This window comes from Brevibacterium sp. SMBL_HHYL_HB1 (genome assembly GCF_018208375.1).
GTDB lineage: Bacteria > Actinomycetota > Actinomycetes > Actinomycetales > Brevibacteriaceae > Brevibacterium > Brevibacterium intestinavium.
Genome location: NZ_CP062936.1, coordinates 2,430,223 through 2,442,776, shown reverse-complemented (window position 1 = coordinate 2,442,776; position 12,554 = coordinate 2,430,223). Strand labels below are relative to the sequence as shown.

Annotated in this window: 13 protein-coding genes and 1 other annotated feature; all 13 genes read left to right on the top strand. The window is 59.7% G+C overall.

Going from position 1 to position 12,554, the window contains the following annotated elements; all coding sequences use genetic code 11:
• Nucleotides 1–22 precede the first annotated feature (22 nt).
• The 13 genes from IG171_RS11325 to IG171_RS11265 all read left to right on the top strand — a co-directional run bounded on the left by IG171_RS11325 (nt 23) and on the right by IG171_RS11265 (nt 12,354).
• Nucleotides 23–883 carry a sigma factor gene (locus IG171_RS11325; RefSeq protein ID WP_212127564.1) on the top strand — a complete coding sequence of 287 codons (861 nt, stop codon included), beginning with the start codon at nt 23–25 and terminating at the stop codon, nt 881–883.
• On the top strand, nt 883–1,212 hold the full coding sequence (locus tag IG171_RS11320; RefSeq protein ID WP_212127563.1) for a hypothetical protein: 330 nt from the start codon (nt 883–885) through the stop codon (nt 1,210–1,212). The genes IG171_RS11325 and IG171_RS11320 overlap by 1 nt, the downstream gene beginning before the upstream one ends.
• 94 nt (nt 1,213–1,306) lie before the next feature.
• Nucleotides 1,307–1,618, top strand: a complete 312-nt coding sequence (locus tag IG171_RS11315; RefSeq protein WP_212127336.1) for a transposase — start codon at nt 1,307–1,309, stop codon at nt 1,616–1,618.
• Entirely contained in the window at nt 1,567–2,529 is a 963-nt protein-coding gene (locus IG171_RS11310) for an IS3 family transposase (RefSeq protein ID WP_349252154.1), read from the top strand. Before IG171_RS11315 ends, IG171_RS11310 begins: the two co-directional genes overlap by 52 nt.
• Nucleotides 1,576–1,708 (top strand) — a sequence feature (AL1L pseudoknot). Its footprint overlaps the gene before it by 133 nt.
• 64 nt (nt 2,530–2,593) lie before the next feature.
• Nucleotides 2,594–3,421, top strand: a complete 828-nt coding sequence (locus IG171_RS11305; RefSeq protein ID WP_212127562.1) for a hypothetical protein — start codon at nt 2,594–2,596, stop codon at nt 3,419–3,421.
• A 3-nt stretch (nt 3,422–3,424) separates the two neighbouring features.
• Nucleotides 3,425–3,706: a hypothetical protein gene (locus tag IG171_RS11300; protein ID WP_212127556.1), complete on the top strand. Its 282-nt coding sequence runs from the start codon at nt 3,425–3,427 to the stop codon at nt 3,704–3,706.
• On the top strand, nt 3,703–4,278 hold the full coding sequence (locus IG171_RS11295) for a hypothetical protein (RefSeq protein WP_212127555.1): 576 nt from the start codon (nt 3,703–3,705) through the stop codon (nt 4,276–4,278). The genes IG171_RS11300 and IG171_RS11295 overlap by 4 nt, the downstream gene beginning before the upstream one ends.
• A 477-nt stretch (nt 4,279–4,755) precedes the next feature.
• A complete protein-coding gene (locus tag IG171_RS11290) occupies nt 4,756–5,538 on the top strand; it encodes a hypothetical protein (RefSeq protein ID WP_212127553.1) in 783 nt (260 codons plus the stop codon).
• A 52-nt stretch (nt 5,539–5,590) separates the two neighbouring features.
• Nucleotides 5,591–5,917, top strand: coding sequence for a hypothetical protein (locus tag IG171_RS11285; protein WP_212127551.1), 327 nt, complete (start codon nt 5,591–5,593; stop codon nt 5,915–5,917).
• A gap of 110 nt (nt 5,918–6,027) precedes the next feature.
• Nucleotides 6,028–7,107, top strand: a complete 1,080-nt coding sequence (locus IG171_RS11280; RefSeq protein ID WP_212127549.1) for a hypothetical protein — start codon at nt 6,028–6,030, stop codon at nt 7,105–7,107.
• Between the two features lie 5 nt (nt 7,108–7,112).
• On the top strand, nt 7,113–8,750 hold the full coding sequence (locus IG171_RS11275) for a PrgI family protein (RefSeq protein WP_212127547.1): 1,638 nt from the start codon (nt 7,113–7,115) through the stop codon (nt 8,748–8,750).
• The gene (locus tag IG171_RS11270; RefSeq protein ID WP_212127545.1) at nt 8,750–10,327 is read left to right on the top strand and encodes a conjugal transfer protein TraC; all 1,578 of its coding nucleotides are present in this window, start codon (nt 8,750–8,752) and stop codon (nt 10,325–10,327) included. Before IG171_RS11275 ends, IG171_RS11270 begins: the two co-directional genes overlap by 1 nt.
• Nucleotides 10,324–12,354, top strand: coding sequence for a TraM recognition domain-containing protein (locus tag IG171_RS11265; RefSeq protein ID WP_212127544.1), 2,031 nt, complete (start codon nt 10,324–10,326; stop codon nt 12,352–12,354). Before IG171_RS11270 ends, IG171_RS11265 begins: the two co-directional genes overlap by 4 nt.
• The last annotated feature ends 200 nt before the right edge of the window (nt 12,355–12,554 follow it).

Genomic DNA, 12,554 nt, shown 5'->3' with positions numbered 1-12,554 from the left:
GGGGAAGGAAGGACGGTGAACCATGCAAGAGCACGAAGAACCATTCTCAGAACGACAGCTATTGACCGCCGTCGAGACTGTGGCCAAGCGCACCATCCGGCCAAAGATGTCTGCAATCGGATTGTCCCGATGGGCCGAAGACGTCGCCGGTGATGTGATCGTTTCGGCGTGGAAGGCACGTTCGGGGTTCGACCCTGAGCTGGGGCAGTTGGAGGCATGGATCACGGGCATCGCTCGTAATCGCATGGCCGACCTCATCGACTCCGAGACTCGCCGCAATCCCGCGGACTTGGTATCCGGGCCGAAAGACTCGCCGGTCGCAGTCGAAGAAGTCCTTGACCGGATCGCGGCCTCAGACCCCCGGTCGTGGGGCACGGACATCGCGGTCATCGTTGCCGAACACTTGGCGACGATGACGTGGCTGCGACCGGTCATCGCGGCGGCAGCATCGGTCATGGAAACTCAAGCCTTCATGGTCGGGTTCTTGACCCATCTGAAGTTCGAGTCCGATGTGAAGACCGCCTCCTCTGCTTTTGGGCTCAGCGAGCAGCGGGTCCGGGACTGCAAACGGTTGTTTGAACTTCACTGCCAGGTGATCCGGACCGCGATCGAGCACAAACGCATTGTGGTCGGTCGGGGAATAAGGATCACAGACCTGATCGAGTGCCTGCCAGGTGCTGACGAGTCAGGTTCATGGACGAGAGAGACCGCACAGGCGATGAGCTCGTGGAAGGGACCGATTGGTCAGGTGCCGGTTGAGCACGTGGTGAAAGTGACGGGGTGGGAAAGGAACACGGTGCGCCAGTACGTATCGACAACGAAGACTCTCCTGGAAGTGGCGCTGGGAGTTCTCAGTGCCAAGGAATCGAAAGGGCAGGCGTGATGAGTAAGAAGAAGCAGACCGGCAGTCTCAACATTGATCTCGATGAGGCGAACGAAAGCACAAGAGCAGGGCAAGCAGGGTCGGCAGACCCGGATAGGTACAAGGGTCTGTTCGGGCGGTGGCGGATGATCCGTGACCGGAACCGCGCCAGGGTCCGCAAGTGGTGGAGCTACTACCTGGAGAACGTGGTCCCGACCGAAGACGACGATGCTCCCCAGCACCTGCCGAAGGTCTTCCACGGACCTGTCGGTCGATTGCTGCTGGCCGGGTGCGCCGTCGTAGCGATGGGCGTGTGGGTGTTTCTGCTGTGGCTGTTGTGGACGCGGTGATGACCACGATGCGGGCGCGCAAACGAGTACTGATTCGTCCTTGGTTTGATGGAGGGTGTGCGGTTACCCAAGAAAGGACTACCCTCAACTCATCATGCCTACCTCGAAATATCCACCAGAAGTACGTGAGAGAGCCACTCGACTGGCTCTCGAGGCCCGCGCCGACCCAGAGACTCGAAACGGTGCCATCGCCCGCATTGCCGAGCAGACCGATGTGAACAAGGAAGCCCTGCGCAACTGGGTCAAGAAAGCCGAAGCAGCCAACCTGCCCGTCGAGACCGAGGACGTCCAGGCACGGATCCGGCGGCTGGAGAAGGAGAACCGGGAGCTGCGGAAGTCCAACGACATCCTCCGATCAGCGACCGCGTTTTTCGGCAAGGCGGAGTTCGACCGCCTACAGAAGTAATCGTCGCCTTCATCGACGAGAACAAGCACAGGTGGGGAATCGAACCGATCTGTCAGGTCCTGCGCCAGGACCTGGGCCTGAGCATCGCCCCATCAACGTACTATGCCTTCAAGACCCGTCCGGTCAGCGCTCGAGCCCAGCGAGATGCGGTGCTCAAAGAAAGGATCATGGCTATCCACACTCACCGCCGCAACAAGGTCTACGGCATCCGCAAGATCCACGCCGAACTCACAAGGACCTACGGCCCCGTGGCCCGGTGCACGGTCGAGAGATTGTGCAATGAGTTGGGCATCCGGGGTGTTGTGAGAGGGAAGTTCCCGCGGACGACGAAGCCCGGTCCCGAGACGAAACGACCGGCTGACCTCGTCAAACGTAACTTCACCGCTGCGGAGCCGAACCGTCTCTGGGTCGCGGATCTGACCTACGTTCCCACTGAGGCCGGCTTCGTTTACGTCGCGTTCGTCCTCGACGTATTCTCTCGAATGATCATCGGCTGGCAGACCTCGACGCGAATGTATACCGATCTGGCTCTCGATGCTTTGAATATGGGCATATGGGGCCGTAAACGTGCAGGTCACGACGTTGTAGGGCTGACCCACCACTCGGACAGAGGGGTGCAGTATCGGGCTCTGCGCTACACCCAGGCACTGGCTGAGGCCGAGGCAGTGGCGTCGGTGGGATCGATCGGCGATAGTTACGACAATGCCATGGCCGAAGCGCTGAACTCGTTATACAAATACGAACTCGTCTTCACCGACGGCCCCTGGTCCGGTCGCAACGATCTCGAGGCCGCGACGGCTGAGTGGGTGCATTGGTTCAACACCGAACGGTTGCATTCGATGCTTGACTATCAGACTCCCGCCGAGATCGAAGCAGCCCACTACACGAGCCTGCAGACTTCGGCGGCCTAATAACTGAACGAACGTTCAGCCTCCAGAAAACCCGGGACTTGACATACTGAAGTATGCCTCTTCCGTGGTGGAAGAAGTCACCTACTACACACCAGACCGGCGACGAGTCACCGCGCTGGGCCCGACCGGTGATGCCGATTTCAATACGCTGGGTAACCGTCCACCCAAGAATGTTCTGTCGGAATTTCGAAACCTGACCGTTCCTTCATCTGAGCTGCCGTCACCGGTACGGATCCCATTCTTTTGGGCGATTGCGGGCAGCATGTTCCTGGCCCTGACCCTGGGCGGCCCGTTCTCGATTTTCGAGGGCGACGGAGTCGTCAACGGGATTTGGGCGGGAATGGCCAACACAGGACTCAGCGTGGCCATTGGTGCCGGTCTGTACTTGGTCGAGGCGTGGTTGGCCAGGCGTGAAGCAGCCGGCTGGGCGAAGTACGACACCCTGATCGCGGAGGGATGCACGGCATCGTTGATCTCCGACGAGGATGTCGGCACCGTAGCGGAGCTTATTGCCGTAGCCGAGGACGGGATGGATCGGCTCAAGGACTGTGGACTCTCAACGGATGAGTACCAGGCTCAAATGGTTCCGTTGGTTGAGGAAGCGATGTTGTATGCCTCGGATACGCAACGGTCCTACCGGGAATTGGTGAAAGCGCGGCGGATGCTGGCCAGGATCTCGCAAGACGACATCGACAACGATGACGAGCTGCAACAGCTCAGTGATGATCGTCGAACTGTCGAAGCGGAGACGAGCACGGCGTTCGCACGGTGGATGAGTACGCGCTGGAAACTCGAGAACCTCGGCGCAGGGATCCACGAAGAAGCTGACCTGGCCGAGGCGAAACTCGCTGCAGCGAGATGGAACGCTGAACACGGCAACCGGAGGAACTGAACCATGGCACTGATCAGACTGACACAAGTCGTCGAACTCGTGGCCGCCGACAGGATTTCACAGGAGCCGAGAGAAACCCTTGTCAATACACGGATTATCGAATGGGCGATGACACACGCAAAGGACGACCGCATATTCCTGAAGATCAAGACCGTCGGAGAAAGCGGGGCTCGAACGTATGCGGCGATCAATTCGCTAGGGAACAACACCGTCCGTGAGGTGAGCGCAAAGCAAGTGCTGAGAGACTTCCAGACGGTCGTTCAATCGGCTGAGGTACGACAGTGATGTGGCACGTGAAGCGGCACACACAGGAGTACCAGATCCAGATTCCGCGTGGTCGCCGCACCGAGCACCGGTTGGTGAGCGTTTCCGTTGTCCAATACAGCCGGTACCCGGCAGCGTCGACCGTGGTTCGGTTGCTGATCGCAATCGCCGGAATCACCTGCATCGCCATGTGGCCAGGGTGGAGCTCAGAAGAGCTGCCGTGGATCTTCAAGCTGATAGTCGCCATCGCGTGCGCCGGTTGGGTACTGATGTTCTACCGAGGTCTTCGCGGGTGGCGGAATGTGGCGAGGCAGTGGACTGTCCCACATCAGTGGCAGGACCTTCCCGAAACAGTGCTGATCCAAGCTGCAGACGCAGGTGCTCGCGTGCAGGGCCTCGAATGGAAAATGCAGACACTGAAGTACGGCCGGCGCTTCACCGGCAGTGCCACGTTGTCCCTTCAAAGGGAGGACCAGGGCAAGGCTCTGCGGTGCAGCATCGAGGACCAACTCGAACGGGCGAGAGAAGACCTGATCGTGGCGGTCGAGACCGCGCGGCTCGAACTGGAATTGGAGGAAGACCATGCGAAATGACGAACACCCCACAACGAACGCAACTGGCGGAGACCCGACGAATGTTATTCAACGGCTCGGCGGGACGGTCATCGACGTGCACCCGACAGGCCGGAGTCGGCTAGACCCGCTCGACGGGTTGGGTGCGACCGGTGGCTGCAAGGAGGCGACGGGAGCTGATCGTGAGCGGTGAAAAGCAACTAAAGCAAGACAGCGACATGACCACGCTCGCTTCCGTGGGGAGGACGCTGAGGCGACTGGGGGCAGCCCTGGGCCTTGTCGTTGGCAGCGTTGCGGTTGCTGGTCTCATTTTTGCGTTCCTCATCCTGCTGCCCGGAGCCGTGACATGGCTGTCTTGGTAGTTCACATCTGACCATCTGCCATAAGGGTGGGTGTCTTCCTTCGGGAGGGCACCCACCCTTTTTCATGCCCTGACAGACATGTGCGGGCCACAGAGAGAAACGACTACGACAGTACATACCGACTTTGGAGACTTGGATGCTTGAAGACATCGCGCCACCGTTGACGCAATTGAACACGATCGCGGCGTGGTTCCTCGGGTCGGCAATCGCCCTGGCCGTCGTCGGATGTGTGTGCCTGCTGTTGACATGGTTGGCCGGAAAGACCTTCTCGATGCAGGAATGGGTGAAGAAGGGCCAGATCGGTGTCGCCATGTTCTTTCTCGGAGCCCTCCTGCTGGGCTCGATCGGCGGGGGCATCGAATGGTCGTCCACAGACTCGAAAACTGAGGGGCTTTTACCAGAGGCCGCGAAACAGAAAACGATCCGCGTCGACCGGAAGGCTCCGCACTCGAAGTGCACGGCGACAGTGTCAATCTCGGCCGAGAAGCACCTGGGCGGGAAGAAAGACAAGGCCAAGGACGAGGACGGCGATAAGTACAAGCCGACCGAGGCCGAAGCCGGGAAGATGGGCCGCGCGATCCGCGAGATCGGCGCTGATAAGTGGGAAGCCGAGTCGGTGAAGACCAAAGACATCAAATGGTCGAAGCTCGGTCGCGTCGGCGACATGCCCAAGGTAGAGGACTGGAAGCAGAACCGGGCCGACTACGAGGCGAAACACTCCCCGATGTACTCACGGATCCAGTGGCAGCCCGACGGGAAGAAGGGCGACTGCGACAACACCAACTTCCACGCCGCGAAAGGTGCCCCTGTCGAGGTCATCTTCTGGGAAATCCACAAGAAGGGCAAAGACCCCGATGACTGGGGCTGGAACATCCCCCAGCAGTACGGCTACCGCATGTTCCGCATCCCCGTGAAATAACACTCCCTCCTTCCCGGCAGAAAGCCGGGGAGTACTCGAAAGGAAAAACGAAATGAACGTTGTACACGCCGAAATCATCAACACCAGTCTCGACGTCCTCGCGAAGGGTTACGACCCTGGAATCAAACCGCGATTCGATGCCCCATGGATGGGATTCTTCCGCACCCTCGGCGGACAGATCCTCGGCACGGTCATCGCCTGCCTCGTGATCTTCATGGTCTGCGCCGCACTCGTGTGGGTGGGCTCGAAGATCTTCGGAGCAGGCAACGGCCAGACGCTGGGTCTGCAAGGTCTGCTCATCGGAGCGATCGCTGCGGCCATCATCGGATCGATCGGTGGCGCGGTCATGTACTTCTCCGGAATTCCCCTGTTCCCGTGATCCGTTCCAGCCGATGAGAGGCCAGCATCAGCATGTTTCTAGCTAAGGGCAAGGACTGGGGAGGAATCCTCGACGGTCCGTGGAAAGACTGGGGCGAATCCCTCCAGGCCTTGATCCAGCAGTCCATCGACGGATTCGCGATCGCCTCTTGGGAGTTTCTCAAAGGAGCTTTCGGAGTCGGGTCGTTCACCGCCGATGGCGGTGGATCGGACTGGTGGCTGGCCGTCATCGGCGGCAAGATCGAGGTCTACCAGGGTGGGGTGTACCAGCACACCGTGGAGTATCCCGGAATGCTCAACGTCATGGTCATCGCCATGGTTCCGTTGCTCATCATCTTCCTGGCGATCCAGATCTTCATGTCAATCTATCGCGCATCGACCGCGGGCATGATTCGCGCATTCGCCTCTGCAGTCCTGGCGGTCCCGGCAACCTACATTTGTGCCGGGATCGTCTACCTGGGACTGATTGGAACAGACGAACTCACCAATTGGATCCTCGAAGTTGGGGTCGGGGACACCAGCGGCGATGACGTTGGAGTCGGCGGTATCCTGCGCCTCTTCGGACTCTGGTGGGACCCGTCGGCGAACAACAACGCCGGGGGAGTGCAAGTCGACGCAGGCTTTGAAATCTGGGCCATGGCCACCGGCACGGACCAAGTAGGGCAGTCAATCCTGCCGTGGCTGGTCTCCGGGGTCATCCTCATCTCGTGTCTGATCCTCATGCTCATGATGCTGTTTCGCACCGTGATCGTTCTCGTCCTCGCGATGTTCACTCCCGTGGGAGTGTTCTCAATGTCGTGGGATGCGGCGAAAGGGATCGCATCGAAGTGGGCGAGCCTAGTGGTGGCTCTTCTCATGGCCAAACCCATTGCGGCTGCAGTCACAAAGTTCGGAATCACGATGGCCTCGATCGGTTCTGACTGGGTGCAGATGGCGGCCGGTGTGGTGTTGGTGCTCATCTCGTCGGCGATGCCCATCGTGATGATCAGCATCATTTCATTCATGACACCGGACTCGGCACGGATGCTCGAGCAGACAGCCGGCGGGTTCGCCATGGCCGGACAACGGCGTGTTTATGGCGGCATTGGCCGCGGTGGACAACGGGTGATGCGCAGCAGCGCGAACACGGTGAGGAAATCAGTCGGTGGAACGGCCAGAGCCGGTCGTCGTCTCTTTACAGGCAGAAGGTGAAAACGATGAGTGCACAAACAGTCAACAGTGAAGAAAGCGAATGGGACGGTGCCCGCTTCGGGCGCGAGGAATCGACCGGGGTCGTGTTCGGACTCGACTTCCTCCAGGTTCTGTTCCTGGGCATCGGTATGGTCATCGCGGTGGCCTTCGTCATCGCTGGAGGGTTCCCCGGCGGAACCTTGGCAGCGGTAGGAACAGTCGTCGTCTTCGGAGGACTCGGCATTCCTCGAGTCTTCGGCAAGTCGTTCCTCAAATGGGTGCAAGTGTTCATGACCTCGTGGAGCCGGAAACGCACTGGGCAGAACGAGTACATGCCGGAAGAAGATGGTGTTGACGTTGCTATCGGTGACGAGGGTGTGGAGTTGCTTCCCGAACTCGAGGTTATGGATCCACCCAAGCGCAGTGAGGACACCACTCGAGATAAGAAGGGCCGCATCGTCCCGCTGAAGCCGGCTCGGCTCATGCTGCCGGGCGAGTTCGGTGAACTGCTCGTGTACCAGATGCCAGGCGGGGCAGCGTTCGCCTACGACCCGACAGCGAAAGAGGCGGTTGTCGTCGCCCAGATCTCGACGCATAAAGCCTTCGGCCTCGAATCCTTTGACAACCAGGAGGCACGCCTGCGGGCATGGGCCGAAGTCGAAGCAACGATCTCCGGGATGGACGGAGTTGTGAGAGTGCAGATGTCGGACCAGACAACGATTGTTTCCGGTGCGGCCGTCCTTGACCACTATGACCACGAGATCAACAATGCGCAGGTCGTCGAAGACCCGGATACGGGTGAGAGAGTCCACCAGGCGGGTGAAGGGATCGACCCGTTCTTGCACCAGTCTCTGGTCGACATGCTCTCGGCTGCTGAGGGGCAGCCGGTCCATGGTATGTGGATGGCGATTGTGTTGAGCCAGACGAAGCTGGCCAAGCGCATTCACTCCTCAGGCCGAGGTATCCGGGGATTCATGGAAACAGCTCTGGTGACCATGGGATCCATCGAGTCGGGTCTGCCGGAGTCGGGTACCGAAGTGGTTCGGTGGCACTCACCCCGGTCGTTGGCGGCACTGGTGCGCTCAGCGTTCGACCCCGCATCGTCGGTGGAGATCTCCGAGCGCGGGGAAGACGGTGTCGACGTGTCAGCGGCAGGACCAATGTGGGCCAAAGACTCACTGGCAACGTTCGCATCCGAAGGGGCCTTGCACCGGACGTTCAAGGTCTCGGAGTTCCCTCGATCGCAAGCGCAGTTGGGATTCCTGTCCGGGTTCATCTTCTCCGGTGACTTCAGGCACACGGTCAGCGTGTATATGAAGCCCCGCGATATTGGTAAGGCGCTGAAAACGAACGAACGGTCGAGGGCGACGTGGGGCACAAACGAAACGATCCGGCAGAGGCTTGGCAAGCAGAAGACCCGCCGCAACGACCGGCAGATTGAGGATCTGAATCAAGAGGAAGAAGAACTCGTCCGCGGTCACGCGGCGTTGAAGATGACGATCCTCATCACGGTTTCTGCGTTCTCGGAAGAAGAAATGGATGCCAACGTCTCTCAGTTGAAGACCTCGGCTGCTCGCGCGAACTGTGAAGTGCGAGTGATGTACGGGCAGCAGGACAGTGCGTTTATGGCAGCGGCGACTCCGTTGGGCAGGTTGAGTGTGTAATGGCTAAGAAGCAGAGTGTCTTCGCGTTCATCGACGGGGATAAAAAGACCCGGAAAGCACAGGCCAGGGCGGTGCGGACGCTGGGGCTGGAAGCGCAACGCCAGCTGGTAGAGGCCCAGCCGAAGAAAGACCTCAACGCAGGCTTTCCGAAACGACGCTGGTCCTCTGGTGGGCAACCGCGGCGGCACTCGGGACGCGGCGCGAGGATGCTCACTGACGGGGGAGTGAAAGTCGCCGGTCACACCGCGGCGACAGCCTACCCGTACTGTGCCGGACCGAACCTGGGAGCATCTGGCCCACCGATCGGTGAAGACCTCTATGGTGGGGGACTGTTCTGCGCAGACCCGTGGGACCTGTACCGTCGCGGCATCATCTCGGGAATGGCGATGCTGCTGTTTGGGACCGTCGGAACGGGAAAGTCATCGCTAGCGAAGTCGTGGACGACTCGTCTGGTGCAGTTCGGGAAGAAACTCGCCGTCGCCAGCGACCTCAAGGGCGAATGGACCGACGTCATTCACCGCCTCAAAGGCAAAGTCATTCAGATCGGTCCCGGCCTTCCCACCCGCCTCAACCCGCTCGAAGAGGGAGTACGCCCGTCGATTGACCGGATGGGCAACCCGCTATCGGATGAGGGATGGAAGATGATGGTCCGTACCCGTCGTCTCTCGATTCTCACAACGATCGTGAAGATCCTCACCGGCCAAGACGACCTCACACCAGCGGAGAACAATGCGCTGCAGGAAGGCGTCGAGGGTGCTGCCGCGATTGCAGAGAACGCCGGGCGAATGATGATTATTCCCGATGTAACCGATGCACTGAGGGAAGTTGAGAAGACATCGGCGACGAAAGTCTCGAATGCGTGCCAGGACCTCATCATGTCGCTGGAGAGGCTACACACCGGCGACGTGGGCGGCATGTTCGATGGACTATCCACGGTGACCTTCGATTCCGACGTTCCAGCGGTATCGATCGACACGGCCGCGCTGCGCGGGGCCACTCAGGCGGGTCGGCGTGTAGCCTCGGCGTGCTGCGGCACTTGGATCGAAGCCATGGTGACCAACCCCGACGCCGGTCAACGACTCGTCGTCTATGAAGAGGGTTGGGACGCAGTCACGTCGAGGGCCGACCTCGAGCGGATGGTTGAGAACTGGAAGCTTGCCCGTGATTACGGCATCTTCAACATCCTCATCCTCCACAAGGTCTCGGATCTGAACATGGCCGGTGACCAAGGATCCCAGATGGCCGCGATGGCGAAGTCGTTGCTGGCCGACGCCGATATCAAAGTCATCTACCGTCAGGACGCGGCCGCACTGCGTTCGACGACAGAAGAGCTTGAGCTCAACGACAAAGAAAGACAAATCCTGAAGACGCTACCCAAAGGCACCGGCCTGTGGCGCATGGGTCAGAAAACATTCCACGTCAGCAACGACCTCACCGTCGAAGAAGAACCTCTATTCGATACCGACCAGCGGCTGCGTGCTTCCGGGGATACCGGTGACGATGATGCGTTCGTGACAGTCGGTGATCACCGCTTCACTGACTGGGCGGCACCAGGAGCTGGGAGGGACGTCGCATGATGGGGCTGTTCCAGGAACGCGATAACCAGATGAGGGTATCGTCGAAAGGCGACATCATTATCTATTTTGTCGCCGCTTGCATAGGGATTCTGGCGTTGCTCACGGGGCTGGCCATGATGGTCAATCGCCTCGCCTGCGGGGCATGGGCGACACCGTCGGGCATCTTCGACGTGTTCTCGTTTTTCGGCACGGGTGACGCCTCAGTATTTGGCACAACCGAGACTGGGTGCACGGCATCGGCCGGGGCCATTGGCACTGTCTGGGTGATCGCCCTGCTGATCGTCAGCGGGAGTGTGGTATTCGGGATCGTGAAGTACCGGGACTATCTCGAGTCCGATGGGTATTTCATCAAGAAGCTGCGCGAACGGCGCGGTGTCGCCAAACGGCGTGAGGTGAACAGAGCGGTCGGCCCTCGTGCGGCGGGGAAAGCGGTCAAGAACGTCAGACCGACAATGGTCGACAAGTCGATTCGGGCGAAAACACTGCGAGCCGTGGGGCTGGCGAAAATCGCTCCCGAACTAGGCAATATCGAGTTCGGACGAAGCGAAGGCATCCAATCCTGGATCGCGTTGGAAGAATCAATCTGCTTTATCGGCCCGCCCCGGTCAGGTAAAGGCGTGAACGTCCTCGTGAAGGCCATCATCGACGCACCTGGCCCAGTAATCACGACGTCATCCCGTGCGGACAACTACTCGATGACGGCGAGCATTCGTGCGCGCAAGGGACCGGTGACACTGTTTGACCCGCAGGGATTGACCGGAAAGCCGACGAGCCTGAAGTGGTCTCCGATCACCGGATGTGAAAGAGGAATCGTCGCGAGCCAGCGAGCAACCTCGTTGATTTCTGCTACCGGGTTGAATGACGACTCGTCGAACTCAGAGTGGAAACCCGCCGCGGTCACGATCATGCAGTCTCTCCTCCACGCATGTGCCCTCGATGGGGCCGGAGTCGACCCCCTGATGCGGTGGGGAACGTCACCGGCAGGAGCGAAGGACGCCGTGAAGATTCTGCGCGAGTACGAAGAAATGGGGATGGCCGAAATCGGCTGGGCAACAAGCCTCGAATCAGAAATCGAGTCGGACCCGAAGATGCGAACGAACAAGTGGTTCGGTGTCGCCAACGCGGTTAGCGGACTCAGCGTCGGGGCCGTGCGCGAGGTCATGAACCCGAAGGGCAAGGACGAAGAGTTCAATATCGACGAGTTCATTGAGAACTCCGGCACCCTCTACATCATGGGCACCAAAACCGGTGGTTCGTCAGCCGGTGCGTTCCTTGTGGCGATGATGGATGCCATCACCGAGCGGGGGCGAGAGATCGCGGCCAAACGCGAAGGAAACCGACTCGATCCGCCGTTGGCTCTCGTACTCGATGAGATCGCGAACATCACCAAAGCTTGGGACGGACTTGTCCCGCTCATGGCCGACGGTGGAGGTGTTGGAATCTGTGTCATGGCCGTATTCCAGTCCATGGCACAGGTACGGAACTCGTGGGGTGAACAAGCTGCGTCAGCACTGTTCGACGCTGCGACAGTGAAAATTCAACTCGGTGGAGCATCGAACACTCAAGACTTGGAAGTGCTGTCGACCCTGGCGGGCAATCGTGAGGTACTGAGGGCGTCTCGGACGCGACAGAACGACGGGACGACCGTCTCGGAACAGTTGCATGAGAAGAAGGTCTTCGAAGTCTCGGAGCTGCGACGTCTGCCGTTTGGATGGTCGGTTGTGTTCTTCCGTAACAAGCGTCCCATGCTCATGCATCTGACTCCGTATTGGAAGTCGAAGTACGCCTCCGAGATCAACATGACGAAGAAGCTCTACGCTCAGTCGCTGCTCGAAGACAGCGAAGACGACCGGTGGGAACATCACTTGTCCACGGCGACGACGCCAGAGACCGTCGATGGGGAGGTCGTCGAGGCTGACACGGAAGTCGACGAGGCGCGGCAGGAAGAAGCACCGCCGTCGACGGACGTTCAAGGTGGCGATGAGGCGGAGAACAAGCCTGAGCCGCCGTCCGTGACGGTGTTCTGATGCGGGTGAATAGTTATGAGCCGACTCAGCCTGACACGCACAGGGTCGAACGCCTATCAGGCAGGATATCTGCGGTCCCAGCAGTGGCATTGGAGGCGTCGCAGGTGGTTCCGCGACCGCCGTGATGCGGGATTCGAACCAGCCTGCCAAGTGTGTGGTGTCCGGCTCGAGGACGCAGGAAGCCTGGATCTGCACCATGT